Origin of the sequence: Bradyrhizobium sp. UNPF46, from assembly GCF_006658625.1 — a bacterium.
GTDB classification, from domain to species: Bacteria; Pseudomonadota; Alphaproteobacteria; order Rhizobiales; family Xanthobacteraceae; genus Bradyrhizobium; species Bradyrhizobium nitroreducens.
This window is the reverse complement of the sequence record NZ_LFJB01000074.1, coordinates 48,300-70,076: the sequence shown is the minus strand read 5'-3', so window position 1 is coordinate 70,076 and position 21,777 is coordinate 48,300. Positions and strand designations below refer to the sequence as shown.

17 protein-coding genes and 1 pseudogene are annotated in these 21,777 nt (G+C 65.7%); 8 read left to right on the top strand and 10 right to left on the bottom strand.

The window, feature by feature from the left end:
• Nucleotides 1-728: 728 nt before the first annotated feature.
• On the bottom strand, nt 729-1,097 hold the full coding sequence (locus UNPF46_RS27115) for a hypothetical protein (protein ID WP_100175505.1): 369 nt from the start codon (nt 1,095-1,097) through the stop codon (nt 729-731).
• Between the two features lie 295 nt (nt 1,098-1,392).
• Between UNPF46_RS27115 and bamA the strand changes: the two genes are divergently transcribed.
• Nucleotides 1,393-3,906 carry an outer membrane protein assembly factor BamA gene (gene bamA, locus UNPF46_RS27110; protein WP_181770132.1) on the top strand — a complete coding sequence of 838 codons (2,514 nt, stop codon included), beginning with the start codon at nt 1,393-1,395 and terminating at the stop codon, nt 3,904-3,906.
• A 170-nt stretch (nt 3,907-4,076) separates the two neighbouring features.
• Nucleotides 4,077-5,009, top strand: coding sequence for a helix-turn-helix domain-containing protein (locus UNPF46_RS27105; RefSeq protein ID WP_100175503.1), 933 nt, complete (start codon nt 4,077-4,079; stop codon nt 5,007-5,009).
• A 19-nt stretch (nt 5,010-5,028) separates the two neighbouring features.
• On the opposite strand, the gene UNPF46_RS27100 is transcribed toward UNPF46_RS27105, so the two are convergent.
• From UNPF46_RS27100 to UNPF46_RS27065, 8 genes are all read right to left on the bottom strand, one after another.
• Nucleotides 5,029-5,955, bottom strand: a complete 927-nt coding sequence (locus UNPF46_RS27100; protein ID WP_142252038.1) for a catalase family peroxidase — start codon at nt 5,953-5,955, stop codon at nt 5,029-5,031.
• Between the two features lie 146 nt (nt 5,956-6,101).
• Nucleotides 6,102-6,815 carry a phosphoribosyltransferase gene (locus UNPF46_RS27095; protein ID WP_142252037.1) on the bottom strand — a complete coding sequence of 238 codons (714 nt, stop codon included), beginning with the start codon at nt 6,813-6,815 and terminating at the stop codon, nt 6,102-6,104.
• A gap of 11 nt (nt 6,816-6,826) precedes the next feature.
• Nucleotides 6,827-8,059 (bottom strand): Zn-dependent hydrolase, encoded by a 1,233-nt coding sequence (locus UNPF46_RS27090; RefSeq protein WP_142252036.1) that lies wholly within the window; start codon nt 8,057-8,059, stop codon nt 6,827-6,829.
• The gene (locus tag UNPF46_RS27085; protein WP_181770131.1) at nt 8,052-8,837 is read right to left on the bottom strand and encodes an ABC transporter ATP-binding protein; all 786 of its coding nucleotides are present in this window, start codon (nt 8,835-8,837) and stop codon (nt 8,052-8,054) included. Before UNPF46_RS27085 ends, UNPF46_RS27090 begins: the two co-directional genes overlap by 8 nt.
• Entirely contained in the window at nt 8,834-9,607 is a 774-nt protein-coding gene (locus tag UNPF46_RS27080) for an ABC transporter permease (protein ID WP_142252034.1), read from the bottom strand. Before UNPF46_RS27080 ends, UNPF46_RS27085 begins: the two co-directional genes overlap by 4 nt.
• Nucleotides 9,608-9,680: 73 nt before the next feature.
• Nucleotides 9,681-10,625 carry an ABC transporter substrate-binding protein gene (locus UNPF46_RS27075; protein ID WP_100175498.1) on the bottom strand — a complete coding sequence of 315 codons (945 nt, stop codon included), beginning with the start codon at nt 10,623-10,625 and terminating at the stop codon, nt 9,681-9,683.
• A 107-nt stretch (nt 10,626-10,732) separates the two neighbouring features.
• Nucleotides 10,733-11,461, bottom strand: coding sequence for a histidine utilization transcriptional repressor HutC (hutC, locus tag UNPF46_RS27070; RefSeq protein WP_142252033.1), 729 nt, complete (start codon nt 11,459-11,461; stop codon nt 10,733-10,735).
• Nucleotides 11,458-12,816: a formimidoylglutamate deiminase gene (locus UNPF46_RS27065; protein ID WP_142252032.1), complete on the bottom strand. Its 1,359-nt coding sequence runs from the start codon at nt 12,814-12,816 to the stop codon at nt 11,458-11,460. The genes hutC and UNPF46_RS27065 overlap by 4 nt, the downstream gene beginning before the upstream one ends.
• Nucleotides 12,817-12,901: 85 nt before the next feature.
• On the opposite strand from UNPF46_RS27065, the gene hutI reads away from it, so the two are divergent.
• From hutI to hutU, 3 genes are read left to right on the top strand one after another with little or no spacing between them, the layout of a single operon-like run.
• Nucleotides 12,902-14,116, top strand: coding sequence for an imidazolonepropionase (gene hutI, locus UNPF46_RS27060; RefSeq protein WP_142252031.1), 1,215 nt, complete (start codon nt 12,902-12,904; stop codon nt 14,114-14,116).
• Nucleotides 14,116-15,672: a histidine ammonia-lyase gene (hutH, locus tag UNPF46_RS27055; RefSeq protein WP_502705503.1), complete on the top strand. Its 1,557-nt coding sequence runs from the start codon at nt 14,116-14,118 to the stop codon at nt 15,670-15,672. Before hutI ends, hutH begins: the two co-directional genes overlap by 1 nt.
• A 10-nt stretch (nt 15,673-15,682) precedes the next feature.
• A complete protein-coding gene (gene hutU / locus UNPF46_RS27050; RefSeq protein WP_142252029.1) occupies nt 15,683-17,353 on the top strand; it encodes a urocanate hydratase in 1,671 nt (556 codons plus the stop codon).
• Here hutU and UNPF46_RS27045 read toward each other — a convergent pair whose 3' ends face one another.
• Nucleotides 17,354-17,974: a TetR/AcrR family transcriptional regulator gene (locus UNPF46_RS27045; RefSeq protein ID WP_174718778.1), complete on the bottom strand. Its 621-nt coding sequence runs from the start codon at nt 17,972-17,974 to the stop codon at nt 17,354-17,356.
• A 256-nt stretch (nt 17,975-18,230) separates the two neighbouring features.
• Here UNPF46_RS27045 and UNPF46_RS27040 point away from each other — a divergent pair, with 256 nt between their 5' ends.
• The 3 genes and pseudogenes from UNPF46_RS27040 to UNPF46_RS38760 all read left to right on the top strand — a co-directional run.
• Nucleotides 18,231-19,091: an FAD binding domain-containing protein gene (locus UNPF46_RS27040; protein ID WP_142252027.1), complete on the top strand. Its 861-nt coding sequence runs from the start codon at nt 18,231-18,233 to the stop codon at nt 19,089-19,091.
• Nucleotides 19,088-19,612, top strand: a complete 525-nt coding sequence (locus tag UNPF46_RS27035) for a (2Fe-2S)-binding protein (protein ID WP_142252026.1) — start codon at nt 19,088-19,090, stop codon at nt 19,610-19,612. The genes UNPF46_RS27040 and UNPF46_RS27035 overlap by 4 nt, the downstream gene beginning before the upstream one ends.
• Nucleotides 19,609-21,726 (top strand): annotated as a pseudogene (locus UNPF46_RS38760) (xanthine dehydrogenase family protein molybdopterin-binding subunit); the annotation flags it as partial. The gene UNPF46_RS27035 and the pseudogene UNPF46_RS38760, both read left to right, overlap by 4 nt.
• Nucleotides 21,727-21,777: the final 51 nt, after the last annotated feature.

Genomic DNA, 21,777 nt, shown 5'->3' with positions numbered 1-21,777 from the left:
CCGGGAGATCACGGCATAAGCCGTCCAGCCACTGCGCAGGGAAGGCCGAGTGATCGGCGACACCTGTATGCTGCTGTGCGGTCTTTCTTGCGCGTGCCTTTCGCGCAGCAGACCGCGGGTGCCAGTCGGCACCCGGCCTTCCCTGCGCCCTCTTGGCTCAAGAGGGTAGCGATACCAAGCAAAGCTCGGGCGAAATGCGCCGCGAGGCTGCGAAGCCGTGTCTATCACCACACACTCAGCGTCATCGCCCGGCCAGTGCGCAATTGCGCACTAGGATCGGGCGATCCAGTATTCCAGAGCCTGCAGTGATCGAACCGATAAGCCGCGGCGTACTGGATTCCCCGCCGTCGCGGGGAATGACAGTCTGCGAGCCGAGCTGCGTGTCACGAGCTCGATCTCGTAGGTGGGCAAAGCGCAGCGTGCCCACGCCTTTGTTGCTTATGGATGGAGATCGTGGGCACGGCGCTGTGCGCCTTTGCCCACTCTACCGCACCGCCGCCGGAATATGCAGGGGGAGCATCGCAACGATGACTTGGAAAGAGCGCGCTACACTCCGCTCTCGTGCCACGGACGCAGCGCAGCACGCTCGGCGATGCAAAGCATCGACAGGTGCGGTGCGCTGCAGAGCCGGGGCCCATCTCACCGCGACCTCCGGTGCCGCCTGGGTCCCGGCTCTGCGCCGCAACGCCAAGAGGCGCCGCGGCTTGTCCGGGACACGAGAGGTCCGCTCACCACGAAATCGGAATTCGCTGCGCGAATCCGCCGAGGTCCGAATCCGGGCTCAATGGCTGCCGGTCGAGCGGCCGGTTGTTGTTGCTGCGTGCGAACGAGGCGCCGGGCGGGAAGGCATAGTCGGTGAACTTGCGCTCGCCCGGAAGGACCTCCGTTCCGCCGTCCAGCCACGATCGCTTGCTCACATAGATGCGCGTGCGTGGGCCGGACTGGTAGGACCGGTTGGGGCCGCGCGGGCCGTACTCGTAGACCGTATTCGGCGTCGTCAGTTGTCGATCGCGCTTGCCGCTGGTTGCGCCATGTGCGCCGAAAGTCGAGGCGAGGAGGGCAGCCAGCACCGTGCTGGTCGTAACAAGCGCATTCATCGGCAAATACCCATGCGAATTCCTGATGCCATCGCCTCTCGCACCGGCTCGAGAGGCTGTAAAGAATTCAGGCGTTGCGCAATGTTGCTGCGCGCTCGCACGGTCGAACCGCGCGTCAGGGGGCAGGACGCCGGACATTCGTGCTGCAAGGCGCGTGCGGTCGTCATGACGACCGCAATCACACGGCTGATCCGTCAATCAAATTCAACGAGCGGAAACAGTCCAGCAATCTCAAAGCCACACCACGGCCACAGCCGTTTCGTTTCAGAGCAGCAGGGTGCTCTTGAGGTGTGGAATGTCGGTGTTGCGGGCCTTGCTGATCGCGGTGGCAATGAGTGGTTTATCGGTTGCGGGTTCAATTCCGGTCGTGCTGTTGCCGCAGCCGGCATCCGCGCAAGTCGTGGAGACGATCGTGGTCGAGGGTAACCGCCGCGTCGAGGCCGAGACGGTCCGCTCCTATTTCAGGCCCGGCCCGGGCGGGCGCCTGGATCAATCCGCCGTCGATGACGGGCTCAAGGCGTTGATCGCGACCGGTCTGTTTCAGGACGTCAAGATCAGTCAATCCGGCGGCCGCATCGTGGTGTCGGTGGTCGAGAATGCCGTCATCGGCCGCATCGCCTTCGAGGGCAACAAGAAGATCAAGGACGAGCAGCTCTCGGCGGAAATCCAGTCCAAGCCGCGCGGCACGTTCTCGCGCGCGCTGGTGCAGTCGGACACGCTGCGCATCGCTGAAATCTACCGGCGCTCCGGCCGCTACGACGTCCGCGTCACGCCGGAGATCATCGAGCAGCCGAACAACCGCGTCGATCTCATCTTCACGGTCGAGGAGGGAGCCAAGACCTCGGTCAAGTCGGTCGAGTTCATCGGCAACAGCGCCTTCTCGGCCTCGCGCCTGCGCGACGTCATCAAGACGCGCGAGAGCAACCTGCTCAGCTTCCTCGCCAGCAACGACATCTACGATCCCGATCGCGTCGAGGCTGACCGCGACCTGATCCGCCGCTTCTACCTCAAGAATGGTTTTGCCGACGTCCAGGTCGTCGCCGCGCTCACCGAATACGATCCGGAGAAGAAAGGCTTCGACGTCACCTTCAAGATCGAGGAAGGCGCCCAATATCGCGTCGGCTCCGTCGAGTTCCGCTCCAGCATTCCCAATTTCGACACGGGCACGCTTCGCACCTATTCGCGCGTCAGCGCCGGCTCGCTCTACAACGTCGAGCTGGTCGAGAAGTCGACCGAAGAGATGCAGATCGAGGCCTCGCGCCGCGGCTATGCGTTCGCCGTGGTCCGTCCCGGCGGCGATCGCAATTTCGAGGCGCACACCGTCTCCATCGTCTTTAATGTCGACGAAGGGCCGCGAACCTATATCGAGCGCATCACCTTGCGCGGCAACACCCGTACGCGCGACTACGTGATTCGCCGCGAATTCGACCTCTCGGAGGGAGATGCCTACAACCGCGCGCTGGTCGACCGCGCCGAGCGCCGGCTGAAGAACCTCGATTACTTCAAGAGCGTCAAGATCGTCACCGAGCCCGGTTCCTCCAGCGACCGCGTGATCCTGATCGTCGACATGGAAGAGAAATCGACCGGCGACTTCTCGATCTCGGGCGGCTATTCCACGTCCGACGGCGCGCTGGCCGAAGTCTCGATCTCCGAGCGCAATTTGCTCGGCAAGGGGCTCTACGCCAAGGCGTCGGTAAGTTACGGCCAGTATTCACGGGGAATATCGCTGTCGTTCGTCGAGCCCTATCTGCTCGACTACCGGATGGCGCTCGGATTCGATACCTATTGGAAGCAGCAGAAATCGAACAGCTATACGAGCTACGGCGTGACCACGCTCGGCTTCTCCCCGCGCATTGGCCTTGCCCTGCGCGAGGACCTCTCGCTCCAGCTCCGCTACTCGCTCTATCAGCAGAGCATCACGCTCGCCAGCGCCTACAACAACTGCAACAACAACGCGTCGAACTCCTCGCTGGCCTTCAACCCGACGCCGGCCTACATCAAGAATGTTCTGGGCGGCGTGGACCCGACCAATGGCACGGATTCCGGCGTCTATGGCTACGGCTGCTATGGCGATGGCGAGTCGAGTCTGCCGGTCCGCAAGGAGCTGGCGAACGGCGCGACCTGGACGTCGGCGCTCGGCTACACGCTGAGCTACAACACGCTCGACAACACCAAGAACCCGACGGACGGATTGCTGGTCGACTTCCGGCAGGACTTCGCCGGCGTCGGCGGCGACGTCACCTATCTGAAGACCGTGCTGGATACCAAATATTACACGCCGCTCGTCTCCGACATCGTCAGCGTGATCCATCTCCAGGGCGGCGTTCTCAGCAAGCTCGGCAGCCAGGATCTGCGCATGCTGGATCATTTCCAGATGGGCCCGAACCTGGTGCGCGGCTTCGCTTCGAACGGGATCGGTCCGCGCGACATCACCTACTACAATTACGGCTCCAACGGCGATGCGCTCGGCGGCACGAAATATTGGGGCGCGTCGATGGAGCTGCAGATGCCGTTCTGGTTCCTGCCCAAGGAGGTCGGCCTGAAGGGTGCGGTCTATGCCGATGCCGGCTCGCTCTGGGGCTATCAGGGGCCGACGTCGTGGACGGCCACGGGCGAGGTCAACACCAAGGCGTGCCCGACCTGCGGACTGCAATATGACGACGGCAGCACGGTGCGCTCGTCGGTCGGCGTCGGTCTGATCTGGGCCTCCCCGTTCGGACCGCTGCGCTTCGACTACGCCGTGCCGATCACGAAGGGCAAGTACGACATCGTCCAGGAGTTCAGGTTCGGCGGCGGCACCTCGTTCTAGCGGGCGGCGCGGCCGCGGGACGCCGCGGCATCCATCGTGCATTTGTGAAAACCTGTGATGAGCTCGCCGCGCGTGAGCGTGGACAGCTATTGGCGGATATCCGATAATGGTTTCCGCAGATGGCGGGACCCTGTGGCCTGCATTTGAGCTTCCACAGAAGGACGATTCCGATGGCACAGGCAGGCGCCTACGGGCAGAGGCTTGGGCAGTTCCTGCGTTTGAAGGATGCGCCGCCCGCGCTGGTCGCGCGCTCGCTGCGCAGCGCCGAGCTCGCGGTCACCGAAACACGGAACGACCGCCCGGTGCCCGGCCTCTCCGGTTCGCTGGCGGCCGAAGATGCCTTTCTGGTCAGCCTGAAGCTGCACGACTACCCGGATTGCGAGCTCTGGGAGCGCGGCAAGTCCGTCATGAAGGCGGACGTTCGCGCCGGCGCGACCTATCTCTATGACCTCAAGCGCGACCCGCGCTACGTGATCGACAAGCCGTTCCACTCGCTGTTCTTCTACATTCCGCGCTCGGCGCTCGACAGCATCGCCGAACAGAGCAAGGTGCCGCGGGTCGACGAGCTCGACTGCCAGGTCGGCGTCGGGCATGATGATGGAATCATTCGCCACATCGGTGCATCGCTGCAGGAAGGCCTGCGCAGGCCGGACGAGGCCAACCAGCTCTTCATCGACCACATGATGCTGGGGTTGACCGCTCATGTCGCCCAGGCCTATGGCGGGCTTCAGCGCACGTCCGCGCTCGCGCGTGGCGGTCTCGCGCCATGGCAGGCGAAGCGCGCCTGCGAGAGGCTGGAGTCGGATCTCGGCGGCAAGCTGTCGTTGCAGAAGGTCGCGGCCGAGCTCGACCTGTCGGTCAGCCATTTCTCGCGCGCATTTCGAATCTCGGTCGGCCTGCCGCCGCACCAATGGCTGCTGCATCAGCGCGTGAAGGCCGCCAAGCAATTGATGAGCGTCCGCGACCTGCCGCTGTCGGAGATCGCGATCTCGGCCGGGTTCGCCAACCAGAGTCACTTCACGCGGGTGTTTTCGTCGATCGCCGGCGTCAGCCCGGCCGTCTGGCGCCGCGAGGCGCTCGGTGCTCCGAGCGGCGAAACGTGAAGCCGGGCGGCTTCCGTCCTCAGCGACGCTTGGCGAGCGAGATGGTGTAGGCCGCGCGCCGCGCCGCAAAGATCTCGTCCGGTGGGTAGCCGATGCCGTCGGCGAGATTGGCCGGATTGAAGATGGAGCTGTCGCAGGCCTGGTCCGGTTCGAGCCCCGTGATCACGATCGTGCCCAGCCGCACCTCGTCGCGGCTGTCCTCGTCCGGCCAGCGCCTGGTCACGTCCATGACGGGATCGCCGGGGCGGTCGAGCAGGGCCATCACGTTGAAGCGGACATGGCCTGCAGCGATGCGGGTGCCCAGATCGGCGCGCAGGAAGTCGGCTGGCTTCCCCCTCGCTTCGTCCTCGCTCAGCGTGATCTCGCCGCCGGTCGGGACGATTTTGAACTTGATGAAGCGCCTCTCGCCTTGCTCGTTCGTTGCCGGAAAGGCATGCACGCCCCAATAGGTCGTGCCGGCAAAGCTTCCGGGCAGCCGTCGTGCGGCGACATAGCTCGCCTGATTGAGCGTCTCGGGGTTGGCCGCCGAGAAGGCCTTGACCTTCGCCATGTCAGGCTTGCCGTCCGGCCCCGGGATGCGGGCCTCGAGGAAAGCCTGCATCTGGTCCAGCGTTCGCGCAAAATGCACGGGCGCGCTCTCCACGAGAATGTCGGAGCGATGATCGTCGTCGCCGAGCTTGAAGCTGAAGCCGCGCAGCACCAGATTGTTGGTGTCAGCGACGGCAGGATTGCCGCCGCCTACCGAGAAGCGCGCCAGAACGCGCGATGGTTTCGTAAAGCTCTGCGATCGCGTGACTTCCCCCGCCCGGTCCGACGGGGTGTAGGTGCCGCGAACGCACCAGCCCTTGGCGAAGCTCGCGCGGACCTTCGGCGGATTGCCGGCGACGGCCTTCAGGGCGTCAACGATCGAGGCGGGCGTTGCGGCGCCGTTCGGACTCTTGGACATGGCGGACCTTCTCGCGCGTGCGGGCCATGTTCTAGGCGAGAGGCCGGGCCGGCGTCTTTCCCAAAGCGCTCGGGTTTTGCCCGATCCTGCGCAAGATACGTGCCCCGCGCTGGCCACGTGGCCGATGCTCGCAATCGCCCGACCCGTCAGGGAATGTTGGGTTGCGTCTCCGCCAGCGGTATCCAGCCGCCCTCGCCACGCTGGAAGAGCGGGCATCCGTACACCGCGCGAACCTGAAGCGCCGCGGCCGCAGCCTGCCAACGATTGGTCTGCTTCATCGCGACGACCATGCCGGCAATGTCGACGCCGATCGTCTGCAACAGGCGCACCGCGGCAATTGCGGTCGAGCCGGTCGAGATCGCATCGTCGACCAGCACCACGCGGCGACGTTCGATCAGGGGCAGCATATTCGGATCCAGCCGCAACTTTTTCCCGGCCTCCGGGCTGGTGATTGAAGTTACAGGCTCGGACAGTGCGTCGTCGTACCAGAATTTGCGCGAATAGCCGAGCGGGACATAGCGCGGTTGCCCGAGCCGTTCGGCGACCTGCGATGCGAAGGCAAGACCAAGCGTCGGCAATCCGACGACGATCTCGGCATCCAATGCGCGTGCTTGCGTCGCCATGTGGTCTGCAAGCGCCCTGACGACGAGGTTTGAAGCCTGGTTGGCGATGAGCGAGGCGACGGCATGATCGCGATCGGGCAATTGGCGCAGAGGCAGGACGAGAACGCGGCCGCAGGGCAGGGTGGCGGGATAGCCGAAGCGATAGGGGGGCGTCGCCGGGAAGCGCGCGGGGATGTCCGGCGTCAATTCCTGCCAATAGCCGGTCGTAGCTTCGGTATAGGTTTCGTTCCCGGTCATGGCTGCCGGCATCAGCCGCCGAGAATCCGCCGGCAGGCATCGACGAAGACCTGCGCACCGGTGACAATATCGGCGTCCGCAGTGTTCTCGGTCCAGTGATGACTGATGCCGCCGATCGACGGCACGAACAGCATGCCGGCGGGCATGACGGTCGCGAGCATCTGTGCGTCGTGGCCGGCTCCGCTGGGCATGCGGATGGAGCGTCCGCCGGCGACCGCCTTGCTCGCAGCTTCGATCGCATCCTGAAAGCCGGCGTCCATCATCGCGGGCGCGCCGGTGCGAATCTTCTCCACGGTGACGCTGCAGGGGCCCGTCGCGTTGACCTCATCGGCCATCGTGCGCAGCAGCTCCTCCAGCCGCGCGATGACGGCGGGATTGTCGTCGCGGATCTGGAATAGCATCTCGGCGCCGCCGGGAATGATGCTCGGCGCGCCCGGATCGAGCGTGATGCGGCCGGTGGTCCAGACCGTGCGGGGGCCGCACGCGGCCGGAAAGCGCTGGTCGATCGCCACGCAGAATTTCGCCAGCGCCAGCCCGGCATCCTTGCGTGCAGCCATGCGGGTCGTGCCGGCGTGATTCTGCTCGCCGATGAAGTTGATCTGGTATTGCCAGATGCCGACGATGGACGTCACGACGCCGATCGCGAGCTTGCCGCTCTCGAGCGTGTCGCCCTGCTCGATATGCGCCTCCAGATATCCGACGTGCCGACCAGGCTCCACGGCGATACGCGGGCGCCCCGAGAGCCCCATCTCGGCGAGCGCATCGCGCATGGTGCGGCCGCTGGTGCGGTCGCTTGCGGCGTCGATGTCGGCTTCGGTGACCTGTCCGACATAGGAGCGCGAGCCGAGGAAATGCCCAAAATGGCCTTCCTCGTCGCACCAGGCGACAACCTCCACGGCGCCCTTCGCCGAGGGATCGGCATTGAGCACGCGCGCAGCCTCGAGCGCATAGACGACGCCGAGCGGCCCATCGAGCCAGCCGGCATAGTTCTGGCTTTCCAGATGCGAGCCGGCCAGCAGCTTTGGCCCGGACTTGGCGCTGGTCCCGAACACGTTGCCGATGCCGTCGATCGCAGCGGAGAGGCCGGCGTCGGGCAGCTTCCGCACCAGCCAGTCCAGCGAAAGCTTGTGCGGCTCGGAGAAGGTCGGCTTGTGCACGCCGGTCTTGTAGGTGCCGATGGCACGCAGCGCATTGAGATCGGCGAGAACGCGCCTCCCGTCGGCACGCGGCTTGATGTCAGGCATGTTCGGCAACCTTCAGCGCCTCGGTGCGGATCTCCTCGACCAGCCGTTCCTTGAGCTGGACGAATTCCGGCGTGGTCTTGATCTTGTAGGAGCGCGGATGCGGCAGGTCCACGGCAATCTCAGCCTTGATGCGGCCGGGACGCGCGCTCATGACGATGACGCGGCTGCCGAGGAAGATCGCCTCCTCGATGTCGTGGGTAACGAACAGCACCGTCTTCTGGTCGCGTTCCCAGATGCCGAGCAGCATTTCCTGCATCAATGCACGGGTCTGGTTGTCGAGCGCGCCGAAGGGCTCGTCGAGCAGCAGGATCTTGGGATCGTTGGCGAGCGCGCGCGCAATCGCCGTGCGCTGCTGCATGCCGCCGGAGAGCTGCTTCGGCCAGTGGTTCTCGAAGCCGGTGAGCCCAACCTGGCGGATGAGGGCGTCGGCGACTTTGTTTCGCTCCGCCTCGGACACGCCGCGCTCACGCAGGCCGAAGGCGATGTTCTCGCGCACGGTGAGCCAGGGAAACAGCGTGTAGGACTGGAACACCATGCCGCGATCGGCGCCGGGGCCGGTGACTTCGCGCCCGTCGAGCGTGACGCGGCCGCTGGTCGGACGATCGAGGCCCGCGACGATGCGCAGCAGCGTGGACTTGCCGCAGCCGGAGGGGCCGAGGATGGTGACGAAGTCGTTGTTGCCGATGACGAGGTCGGTCGGCTCCAGCGCTCTCGTTGGCGCGTTGCCGTGGCGCGCGGGGAAGGTGCGCGAGACCTGCTCGACCTTGAGGATCGTCATGCGAGCCTCCACGGAAACAGCCAGGCGTTGAACGCCTTGAACAGGAAGTCCGAGAGCAGGCCGATCAGCCCGATCACGATGATGCCGAAGATGATCTGCCCGGTGTTGAGCAGCGCCTGGCTGTCGGTGATCATGTGACCGATGCCTGAGGACGAGCCGATCAGCTCGGCGACGATGACGTAGGTCCAGGCCCAGCCCAGCACCAGCCGCAGGATTTCCGCGATCTCCGGCGCGGAGGAGGGCAGCAGCACGCGGCGGATGATGCCGCGGTCGCCGGCCCCGAGCGTATAGGCGGCCTCGACCAGATCGCGCCGGGTGGCGCCGACGGTCACGGCGACCATCAGGATCACCTGGAATACCGAGCCGATGAAGATGACGAGCAGCTTCTGCAATTCGCCGATGCCGGCCCACAGGATCAGGAGCGGAATGAAGGCGGAGGCGGGCAGATAGCGGGCGAAGGAGACGAACGGTTCGAGGAAGGCCTCGACCGGCTTGTAGGCGCCCATGAGAACGCCGAGCGGCACTGCGATGATGGCGGCCAGCGCAAAACCACCGACGACGCGCCAGATGGTCATGCCGATGTCGAACACAAAACCCTGCTTGGCCAAGAGGTCATAACCTTCCTGCACCATCGTCAGCGGGTTGGCGAGAAAGGTCTTCGAGACATAACCGCCAAAGGTCGCCCACGACCAGAGGGCGACGAACACCACGAAGAACGCAAAGCCGTAGCCCACGCGCTGCTTCGATGTAACAGAGTCAAGGGGACGCATCGACGATTTATCCAGGCGGTGAACAGATGTGCCGGCCCCGCCGCGAGGCGGAGCCGGCAGCTCCTGAAGTGACTTACTTGATGAAGCTCGCGTCGAAGAGATCCTCGACTTTCGGCGCGGCCTTGATGATGCCGATCTCGAGCAGGAGGTCGGCAGCCTCCTTGTTGAAGGTCAGGAAGTCGCCCGCGAAGAACTTCTGGTTCGCGGCCTTGTCCTGCCAGCGCAGATATTTCGCCGAGTTGCCGAACTGCTCGCCGGTCTGCTTCACGTCGGCGCCCATGATCTCGTAGGCCTTGGCCTGGTCCTTGGCGATCATGTCGAGCGCCTCGAAATAGCTGTCGGCGAGCGCCTTGGCGGCCTTGGGATTCTCGGTGAGGAATTTCGGCGTGCAGCCGAAAGTGTCCATCACCATGGGATAGTCCAGCGTGGTCGCGATGATCTTGCCCTTGTCGGGGGCGGCGCGCACCGTCGACAGATAGGGCTCATAGGTCATCGCGGCATCGTTCTGGCCGGAGACGAAAGCTTGCGCAGCGGCGGCCGGCTCGAGGTTGACGACGGTGACGTCCTTCACGGTGAGGCCGTTCTTCTTCAGCATCCAGGCCAGTGCGAAATAGGGCGAGGTGCCGGGCGCGGAGGCGGCAACGGTCTTGCCCTTGAGGTCCTTGATCGCGGCCACGTCGTTGCGCACCGCCATGCCGTCGGCGCCATAGCTCTTGTCGAGCTGGAAGATCTGCTTGGTCGCAACGCCATTGGCGTTCCAGGAGATCCAGGTCTCGACCGTGGTCGCCGCGCACTGGATGTCGCCGGACGCGACGGCGAGATGCCGGTCCTTCTGCGGGATCTTCTTGATGGTGACGTCGAGCCCGTTCTTCTTGAAGATGCCGGCCTCCTTCGCCAACGTCAGCGGCGCGAAGCCGGTCCATCCGGAGATGCCGACGCCGACCTTGATGTCGTCGGCGAGCGCGGGAGTAGCGGCCGAAAGAGCAATGATTGTCGCAAATACTGTCGAACTACGCATGATTGTCGTCCTCTGCCGATCGGTGGATTGACGTCCTGTTGATCTCTTCATGTCGGCCCTGTGGGCCGTTGCTCGAAGCGTTGCACGATTTGTGCCGACATATTATCTCAGCCTCCCTTGAATCGCGCGACAAGGCGGTGAGAGTCACCGGGATAGAGCAGGCGCACGGCGGTGATGGTGCGGGCGCTGCGCCAGGTGTAGCGGTCGATCACGAGACAGGGGGCGCCGACGGCGATCGCGAGCGCGTCCGCTGTATGATCGTCCGCGACGATGGCGCTGATCGTGTGCTCGGCCTCCGTCCATGGGACATGGTGAAGCAGCCACGAGCCGGGCGGCTCGCGCGAGAAATCCGCGCTCGCGGCGTCAGGCACGGACGACAGGTCGATCAGCCTGTCCTCGACGGCGAACGGCACGTTGTCGGCGCTGTGCCGGCAGGTGATAGCGACCACCTTGCCGGCCTTCTTCACGCCGAGACGATCGCGGTCGGCTGTGGTGGCCGTGCGCAGCTTGCGATGGATCAGCTCGTAGCCGTAGGCGCGCCCCAGGGCGGTGATCTCGGCGCGGATGTCGGCAATCTTGAGCACCGCCGACATGTGCTGCGGCCGGCGCACGAAGGAGCCCGCGCGCCGCCGCCGCTCGATCAGATCGGCCTGCGCGAGCTCCGACAGCGCCTTGTTCACGGTCATGCGCGAGCAGCCGTAACGTGCGACGAGCTCATGCTCGAACGGAATGCGGTGGCCCGGCGGCCACTCGCCGGTGAGGATGCGCTTCTCGATGTCGGCGCGAATGCGCTTGTAGAGCGTGGGCTTGTCGGCTGCGTCGGTGGCAAGGCTCATGCGACGAGCCTCCGCACCGTGGCGTTGAAGCGCTCGCGCGCCATCTGGCGCAGCCTGTGCCGCCCGCCCTCGACCACCTTGTTGCCGCCGGCCCAGACGCAATCGATCGCAGCGCCACCGGCGGCGAAGATCCAGCCGTCGATGAGGTCATCGCGCAGGCGTCCTGCCAGCGACGGATGCGCGGCGTCGAGCGTGACGATGTCGGCGCGGGCGCCGGGTGCGAGGCCAACATTCGGCTGCCCGAGAGCCTGCGCGCCGCCTGCAAGAGCATGGTCGAACAGCGTGCGTCCGGTCGAGCGGCCTGCACCAGCGGAGAGCACGTTGCGCTGGCGATGCTTGAGGCGCTGGCCGTATTCAAGCTGGCGCAGCTCGTCGGCGACGCCGATCAGGACATTGGAATCGGTGCCGACGCCGAAGACGCCGCCGGCGGCGAGGAATTCACGTGCGGCGAAGATACCGTCGCCGAGGCTCGCTTCGGTGATGGGGCAGAGACCCGCCACCGCACCGGTCTTCGCGAAGCCCGCAACTTCCTCATCCGTCATGTGGGTCGCATGAATGAGGCACCAGCGCCGGTCGACGGGCGCATGCTCCAGCAGCCATTGCACCGGACGCCGACCCGACCAGGCCAGGCAATCCTCGACTTCCTTCACCTGCTCGGCGGCGTGGATATGCACCGGTCCGCCTTCGGCCAACGGAACGATCGCCGTCAACTCGTCCGGTGCCACCGCGCGCAGGCTATGTGGCGCGATACCGATATTGGCGCCCGGCAAGTTTGCGATGGCCTTGCGTGAGGCTGCCATCAAGGTGGCGAACTGATCGACCGAGCAGATGAAGCGGCGCTGACCATCGTGAGGCGCCGCGCCTCCAAATGAGCCGTGCGCATAAAAACTCGGCAGCAGCGTGAGCGCAACGCCGGAGGCCTCGGCCGCCTGCGCAATCCGTGCGGCCATCTCGGCTGGGTCGGCATAGAGCGAGCCGTCGCGGTCGTGATGCAGATAGTGGAATTCGCCGACGCGGGTAAAGCCCTGCTCCAGCATCTCGACATAAAGCAGTGTCGCGACGGAAACGACGTCGTCCGGGGTCATCGCGAGAGCGAAGCGATACATCGTCTCGCGCCAGGTCCAGAATGTATCGGTGCTGTCGCCGCGTTGCTCGGCGAGACCTGCCATGCCGCGCTGGAAGGCGTGGCTGTGCAGGCTCGCCAGTCCCGGCAGCGCGATGGCGTGGCGCTCGTCGCCGGCGGCGGGCGGCACGTCCGCTGTCACCGCCGCGATCGCGCCGGCGGTGATCACCACCTGCACGTCATTGGCCCAGCCCGAGGGCAGGAGCGCGGAGGCGAAATGCAGTCGGGTCATGATTACACGCCGGCTGGACAGAACCGTGTTACGATTATATGTCTAGACATATAAGTCAAGCATCCCAGGGCGAATGGATACCCGCATGGCAGAGCGCTTCGACCGGATCTGGCATAATGCCCGCCTTGCAACGATGCAGGCCGACCGTCCCGATCTCGGCGAGATCGAGCATGGTGTGATCGCCGCGCGCGGCGGCCGTATCGCCTATGCCGGCGCAAAGGCGGATTTTCCTGCTGATGCGGACGCGAATGAGCGGATCGATTGCGAGGGGCGCTGGATCACGCCCGGCCTCGTCGACTGCCACACTCATCTCGTCTACGGCGGCAACCGCGCGCACGAATTCGAGCTGCGCCTGAAGGGCGCGAGCTATGAGGAAATCGCGCGCGCCGGGGGTGGCATCGTCTCGACGGTGGCCGCGACGCGCAAGGCGAGCGAGGCCGAGCTGGTCGCAGGCGCACTGCCGCGGCTCGATGCGCTGATCGGCGAGGGCGCGACCACGGTCGAGATCAAGTCCGGCTATGGCCTCGATACCGAGACCGAGATGCGGCAGCTCTCAGCTGCGCGAAGCATCAGTCGCCAGCGGCCGGTTACGATCCGCACCTCCTTCCTCGGGGCGCATGCACTGCCCGTGGAAGCGGACGGCGACAAGGATCGCTACATCGACCTCGTCTGCAACGAGATGCTGCCGGCTGTTGCAAAGGCCGGCCTCGCCGACGCCGTCGATGCTTTCATGGAGGGCATCGCGTTCTCGGCCGAGCAGACGGCCCGGGTGTTCGAGACGGCGAGAGGGCTCGGGTTACAGGTCAAGCTGCATGCCGACCAGCTGTCGAACCTCGGCGGTGCCGCGCTCGCCGCAGAATTCTCGGCATTGTCCGCCGATCACCTCGAGCATACCGACGAAGCCGGCGCCGCCGCAATGGCGAAGGCCGGGACGGTCGCCGTGCTGTTGCCCGGCGCGTTCTACTTCATTCGTGAGACCCAGAAGCCGCCGGTCGAGGCGTTCCGCAAGCACGGCGTGCACTTGGCGCTCGCGACCGACTGCAATCCCGGCAGCTCGCCGCTGACCTCGCTGCTGCTCACGATGAACATGGGCGCGACGCTGTTCCGGATGACGGTCGCCGAATGCCTGGCTGGCGTCACCCGTGAAGGCGCGCGTGCGCTTGGCGTGCTGGATGAGACCGGCACGCTGGAAGCCGGCAAGTGGTGCGACCTTGCGATCTGGGACATCGAGCGACCTGCCGAGCTCGTCTATCGCATCGGCTTCAATCCGCTGCATTGCCGGGTGTGGAGGGGACAGTGATGGAGCAGGGCGCAGCGATCGTCGTCAAACCGGGAACGGTCGGCCTCGACGATCTCGCGCGTGTGCTTGCGGGTGAGCCTGTCGTCCTCGATCCGTCGTTCTGGCCGCGCGTGGAGGCGGCTGCAGAGATCGTCGCGAAGGCCGCGCAGGCGGATGCGCCCGTCTATGGCATCAACACCGGATTCGGGAAGCTGGCCTCGAAGCGCATTCCGCCGGACCAGACCGCGCTGCTTCAGCGCAATCTGATCGTGTCGCATTGCTGCGGCGTCGGTCCGGCGACGCCGGAGCCGATCGTGCGGCTGATGATGGCATTGAAGATCGTCTCGCTCGGGCGCGGCGCCTCCGGCGTGCGCCGCGCGGTGATCGAGCAGTTGCAGGCCATGCTGGCGCGGGGCGTCACTCCGCTGGTGCCGCAGCAGGGCTCGGTCGGCGCCTCCGGCGATCTTGCACCGCTCGCGCACATGACGGCGGTGATGATCGGCGAGGGAGAGGCGTTCGTTGATGGGAGAGCCGTGTCCGGCAGCGAGGCGCTCAGCGCCGCCGGTCTGGCGCCGCTGACGCTCGGCCCAAAGGAAGGTCTCGCTCTGATCAACGGCACGCAGTTCTCGACGGCCTATGCCGTCGCCGGCGTCCTGCGCGCCTTTGGTCTGGCGCGCGCTGCACTCGTGACCGGCGCGTTGTCGGTCGATGCGGCGATGGCCTCCACGGCGCCGTTCCGTCCGGAAATTCAGGCGCTGCGCGGCCATGCCGGGCAGATCGCCGCGGCCGCGACATTGATGGCGTTGCTCGACGGCAGCGACATCAGGCTGTCGCATCTGGAAGGCGACGAGCGCGTGCAGGATCCCTATTGCCTGCGCTGCCAGCCGCAGGTCGCGGGCGCCGCGCTCGACCTGATCACACAAGCCGCCCGTACGCTGATCGTCGAGGCCAATGCCGTCACGGACAATCCGCTGGTGCTGGTCGAGACCGGGGAGATCGTCTCCGGCGGCAATTTCCACGCCGAGCCTGTCGCATTCGCCGCCGATGCCATCGCGCTGGCGCTGTCGGAGATCGGCGCGATCAGCGAGCGGCGCATCGCGACGCTGGTCGATCCCGCGCTCAATTTCGGCCTGCCGCCGTTCCTGACACCCGATCCCGGCATCAATTCCGGTTTCATGATTGCCGAGGTAACGGCCGCTGCGCTCTATGCCGAGAACAAGCAGCGCGCGCTCGCCTGCTCGATCGATTCGACGCCGACCAGCGCCAACCAGGAAGATCACGTCTCGATGGCGGCGCATGCCGCGCGGCGACTGTCGGACATGGCCGACAACCTCGCCGCCATTCTCGGCATCGAGCTGCTGGTCGCCGCCCAGGGCATCACGCTGCGCGCGCCGCATGCGACCAGCGTGCCGTTGGTCGCCGTTATCGCAATGTTGCGCGAACAGGTCCCCGCGCTCGGCGCCGACCGCTACATGGCCGGCGATCTCGCCAAGGCTGCCGCGCTGATCGAAGCCGACACGCTGCCGGCCGTCGCGATTGCCGCACTTTCATCCGATCCGTTTCCGAGACTTGACTAAAGGGGCTCCCATGAACCGCCGACTGGATAACGACCGCACCATTCGCGCCCCCCGCGGCAGCGAGATCAGCGCCAAGAGCTGGCTGACGGAAGCGCCGCTGCGCATGCTGATGAACAATCTCGACCCTGATGTTGCGGAACGTCCGAGCGAGCTCGTGGTCTATGGCGGCATCGGCCGTGCCGCGCGCGACTGGGAGAGTTTTGACCGGATCGTCGCGGCCCTGCGCAAGCTCGAAGGCGACGAGACGCTGCTGGTCCAATCCGGCAAGCCGGTCGGCGTCTTCCGCACCCACGCCGATGCGCCGCGCGTGCTGATCGCGAACTCCAACATCGTGCCGCATTGGGCGACGCTCGATCATTTCAACGAGCTCGATCGCAAGGGCCTGATGATGTACGGCCAGATGACGGCCGGATCCTGGATCTATATCGGCAGCCAGGGCATCGTGCAGGGCACTTACGAGACCTTCGTCGAGGTCGGCCGGCGCCATTATGGCGGCAGCCTTGCCGGCAGGTGGATCCTCACTGCCGGTCTTGGCGGCATGGGCGGCGCGCAGCCGCTCGCGGCGACCATGGCCGGCGCCTCGATGCTCGCGGTCGAATGCCAACCGAGCCGCATCGAGATGCGGCTGCGCACCGGCTATCTCGATCGCCAGGCCGCGACGCTCGACGAAGCGCTGGCGATCATGGCGGATGCCGCGAAGACCAAAAAGGCCGTCTCGGTCGGCCTGCTCGGCAATGCCGCGGAGATTTTCCCGGAGCTGGTGCGCCGCGGTGTCAAGCCGGACATCGTCACCGACCAGACCAGCGCGCATGATCCGATCAACGGATACTTGCCGAAGGGCTGGACGCTTGCCGAATGGGAAGCCAAGCGCAGCTCTGATCCGAAAGCAGTCGAGCGCGCCTCCAAGACGTCGATGGTCGAGCACGTCCAGGCGATGCTCGATTTCCATGGCCAGGGCATTCCGACGCTCGACTACGGCAACAATATCCGCCAGATGGCGCAGGACATGGGCCTGAAGAACGCGTTCGATTTCCCCGGCTTCGTGCCCGCCTATATCCGCCCCTTGTTCTGCCGCGGCGTCGGCCCTTTCCGCTGGGCAGCGCTCTCGGGCGATCCCGAGGACATCTTCAATACCGACGCCAAGGTCAAGGAGCTGATGCCCGACGACAAGCATCTGCACAACTGGCTCGATATGGCCAAGGAGCGGATCAAGTTCCAGGGCCTGCCGGCGCGGATCTGCTGGGTCGGCCTCGGCGACCGCCATCGCCTCGGGCTCGCCTTCAACGAGATGGTGGCGCGCGGCGAGCTGAAGGCGCCGATCGTGATCGGGCGCGATCATCTCGACAGCGGCTCAGTGGCGAGCCCCAACCGCGAGACCGAAGCGATGAAGGACGGGTCGGACGCGGTGTCCGACTGGCCCTTGCTGAACGCGCTGCTGAACTGCGCCAGCGGCGCGACCTGGGTGTCGCTGCATCATGGCGGCGGCGTCGGCATCGGTTATTCGCAGCACGCCGGCATGGTGATCGTGGCCGACGGCACGCCGGAGGCGGCCAAGCGCATCGAGCGCGTGCTCTGGAACGATCCGGCCTCTGGCGTCATGCGCCATGCGGATGCGGGCTACGACATCGCGATCGACTGCGCCCACGACAAGGGGCTCGACCTGCCGAGCCTTGCAAAGTAGCTAGCCGCTCGCCAACAGCTTCGGCATCGTCGTCTTGGCGCCGTCCATGAAGGTCTGGACGGCGTCGCGGACGATCGCGTCGAGATCGGATGGGATCGGCGTCTCATAGATGAACTTGCGGATGGCGAGATAGAAGATACGGCCGTGCAGGCCCCAGAACAGCTCGGTCTCGCGCTCGCTCAAGGAATGAGCCTTCGCGTCGGGCAGCTTCAGCTCAAAGCGCAGCTCGGCCGCCGCTGGCTCGATGATCTCGCGGCGGACGATGTCGAGATAGCGGCTGGTGATGCCGAACGACTTCATGCCCGAGAAGACGAAGATCCGCACCCAATTGTACTCGAACACGCGTTCGACATAGTCGAGATAGAAGCGCGTGAGCCGCGCTTCGAGTGAAAGTGAGCGGTCGCGGATCATCGCCCCCCAATCGGGCGACCAGCGGCTGAGATAGACCTCCTGGTAGACCCGCTCGATCAACGCCTCCTTGCTCGGGAAGTGGCGGTAGATCGCCGAATGGGTGATGCCCATGCGCTTGGCGAGCTCGCGGGTCTGGCCCTCGAAGCCGCGCTCGGCGAAGAAGCGGATGGCTTCCTCCACGATCGCGCGCTCGCGGTCAGCCGCGCGCATGTTGCGACGCTTTGGCGCGGACCTGCTGCCTGTTTCGGTCCGCTTCCGGACCGGTCGCTTCGCCGTTTTCTGCGTCTTTCGGGCCATTTCGTCGCTGAATCGCACGTCTCAAAGCCTTCATAGCCCAAGGCGCATTTGTGACCAAATGGTCATTTCCTGTTGACCGCCTCCCGACGCCGTGTCAGGATTTTGAGACCAGATGGTTACAAATCTGGCATCCCGGCTGATGAGCCGATGGATCTCTGAGGAAACGGCAGTGAAGGCGAGGGCTTTCAGCTATTTTCGTGCGGCGACGATCGACCAGGCGCTGGACGCTCACGCGCGCGCCGGCGATGACGCGCGCTTCATTGCCGGCGGCCAGAGCCTGGTGCCGGCGTTGTCGCTGCGGCTGCAGGCGCCGCGGCTCCTCATCGACATCACCCACATCGACGAGCTGCGCGGCGTCAGGCGCGAGGGCAGCCATTTGCGCATCGGCGCGCTGACGCGCCATTGCGAAATGCTGAGCGAGCCGCTGATTGCCGAATTCGCCCCGCTGCTGCATGCGGCGGCGCCGTTCGTCGCCCATCCCGCGATCCGCAACCGCGGCACCTTTGGCGGCAGCGTCGCGCTCGCCGATCCCGCCTCCGAATTCCCGGCGATGACGCTGGCGCTGGATGCCGAAATCGAGATCGCCGCCCCTTCAGGCCGCCGGCGGATCAAGGCCGACGATTTCTTCATCGATCTGTTCGAGACGGCGTTGCAGCCCGGCGAGCTGATCACCGCAATCCACGTTCCGCTGTTCAAGGCCGATCAGCGCTTCGCGTTCGACGAGCTGGCGCGGCGGCGTGGGGATTATGCGCTGGTCGGCTGCGGGATGGTTGCAACCTTCACCGGCGAGCGCATCGACGACATCCGCATCTCGTTCTTCTCGGTCGGCAATACGCCGACGCGGGTGAAGGGGGCCGAAGCGACCTTGATCGGATCGAGTCTCGATACCGAACGCATTGCCGCAGCACAAGGAGCGCTCGAAGGCGATCTCGCTCCGCCTGACAGTGACGAGGTGCCGCCGGCGATGCGGCTGCATCTTGCCCGCGTGCTGCTTGGCCGCCTGCTCGGACGTCTCGGAGAAGGCGCATGAGCGGATTTGACCAAACCCTGCTGGACGAGGCCGACGAGACGGTGCGCGTTCGCCTCATCGTCAACGGCCGCAAGGTGACCTGCGAGGTCGCGCCGCGCGACACGCTGGTCGATTGCCTGCGCGACAAGCTCGAGCTGACGGGCACGCATGCCGGCTGCGAGATGGGCGCCTGCGGTGCCTGCCTGGTGCAGATCGACGGCCGCGCCGTGCATTCCTGCCTGGTCTTTGCGGTGCAGGCCGACGGCGCGACCGTCGACACCATCGAAGGGCTGTCGGAGCGCGGTGTGATCGCGGACCTCCAGGCTGAATTCCATCGCCGCAACGCGCTGCAGTGCGGCTTCTGCACGCCGGGCATGCTGGTCAATGCGGAGGAGCTGCTGTCGCGGGTGGCGCAGCCGAGCCGCGAGGAGATCCGCGACGCGCTGTCGGGGAATTACTGCCGCTGTACCGGCTATGAGGCGATCGTGGACGCCATCGATGCGGTGGCGAAGGCGCGCAGCAAAGGCGGAGGTGCGGCATGAGCGCACCGCTGACCTCGCTCGATCGCCCGAATTCCTATATCGGCCGCTCCGTGCCGCGCCCGAACGCAAAGCGGCTGCTGGCCGGTCGCGGGCGCTATGTCAGCGACCTCAAGCTGCCGCGGATGCTCTATGCCGCTTTCCTGCGCAGCCCGCATCCGCATGCGAAGATCGTCGCGATCAACTCCGAGCGGGTACGCGCGGTCGAAGGCGTGCATCTCGTCGCCACGGGAGCGGATCTTGCAAAAATCTGCACACCGTGGACAGGGACGCTCGACCATTTCAAGGGCATGACCTCCGCGCCGCAATGGCCGTTGCCGCTGGATCGCGTGGTCTGGGCGGGGCAGGCAGTGGTTGCCGTCGTCGCCGAGAGCCGGGCGATCGCCGAGGATGCACTGGAGCTGATCGAGGTCGACTACGAGGACCTTCCCGTCGTCGTCGACATCGACGGCGCGCGCGAGCCCGGCGGGCCGCTGATCAATCCGGGCAGCGCCAGTAACGTTTGCTTTCGCAGCCAGCTCGACAGCGGCGCGGTTGACGACGCCTTCACCCATGCGGCCCATGTGGTGGAGGAGGAATTCTCGTTCGGCCGCCATACCGCGGTGACGCTCGAGCCACGCGCGCTCGTCGCGGACTTCGATCCGTCGGCGGGAATGCTCACCGTGCATCACGGTACGCAGACGCCCTATCAGTTCCAGGATCTCTATTCGCGGCACTACGGCATCCCGGAAGCGCGTGTCCGCGTCATCGCGACCGATATCGGCGGCTCCTTCGGGATGAAGCTGCATGTCTATCACGAGGACATGGCGGTGGTCGGCCTCTCGATCCTGCTCGGTCGCCCCGTGAAATACGTTGCCGACCGCATGGAGTCCTTCGTCTCGGACATCCACGCCCGCGACCACCGCGTCCGTGCCCGCATGGCGCTGGACGCCAAGGGCGGGATTCTGGCGATGGATGTTGAGGACCTAACTGCGATCGGCGCCTTCTCGACCTATCCGCGCACCAGCGTGGTCGAGGGCAACCAGGTGATCCGCCTGATCGGCGCGCCCTATCGCTTCAAGAACTATCGCGCCACGCTCGAGGTGATCTTCCAGAACAAGGTCCAGACCAGCCAGTACCGCGCCGTCGGGCATCCCATCGCCTGCGCCGTCACCGAGCGTCTGGTCGACATGGCCGCAGCGAAGCTGGGTCTCGATCCCTTCGCGATCCGTGCGCAGAACGTGATCGCCGATGACGCCTATCCGCAGACCTCGCCGACCGGCTACCGTTTCGAGGCGCTATCGCACCAGGCCTGCCTGAAGCGCCTGCACGAGATGATGGATTATCCCGCGCTGCGCGCCGAGCAGGCGGATCTGCGCAAGCGCGGCATCCATCGCGGCATCGGCATTGCGACCTTCGTCGAGATCACCAATCCCAGTCCGGCTTTCTACGGCGTCGGGGGCGCGCGCATCTCCTCGCAGGACGGTGCGATACTGAGCCTGACTCCGTCGGGCGAGGTCCGCTGCATGATCTCGGTGACCGAGCAGGGACAGGGCACCGAAGCGATCATCAGCCAGATCGTGGCCGATCGGCTCGGTATCGCGCAGGAGCACGTCAAGGTCGTCACTGGAGATACCGAGGTGACACCGCATGGCGGTGCGACCTGGGCCTGCCGCGGTGCCGGCATCGGTGGCGAGACCGCGCTGCAGGCCACGCGCGCGCTCAAGCGCAACATCCTGGAGATCGCCGCACTCATTCTGCAGGAGCAGCCAGCGGCGCTCGACATCGTCGACGGCGAGGTCGTGGACGCTGCGACGCGCAAGCCCCGTTTGCCGATCGCCGAGATCGCGCGCATCGCCTATTTCCGCTCTGACACCTTGCCGCCCGGCACACAGGCGCAGCTGACCGTGAGCCATCATTTCGCGCCGCAGGGCTATCCCTTTGCCTTCACCAACGGCATCCAGGGCTGCGCGCTGGAGGTCGATGTCGAGACCGGGCTCATCAAGCTCCTGAAGCATTTCATCGTCGAGGATTGCGGCCGCGTCATCAATCCGATGCTGGTCGACGAACAGCTCCGCGGCGGCATCGTGCAAGGGCTGGGCGCGGCGCTGTTCGAGGAGTGCCGCTACAGCGAGACCGGCCAGCTCGTGAACGGCTCGCTCGCCGACTACCTGGTGCCGATGCCGATG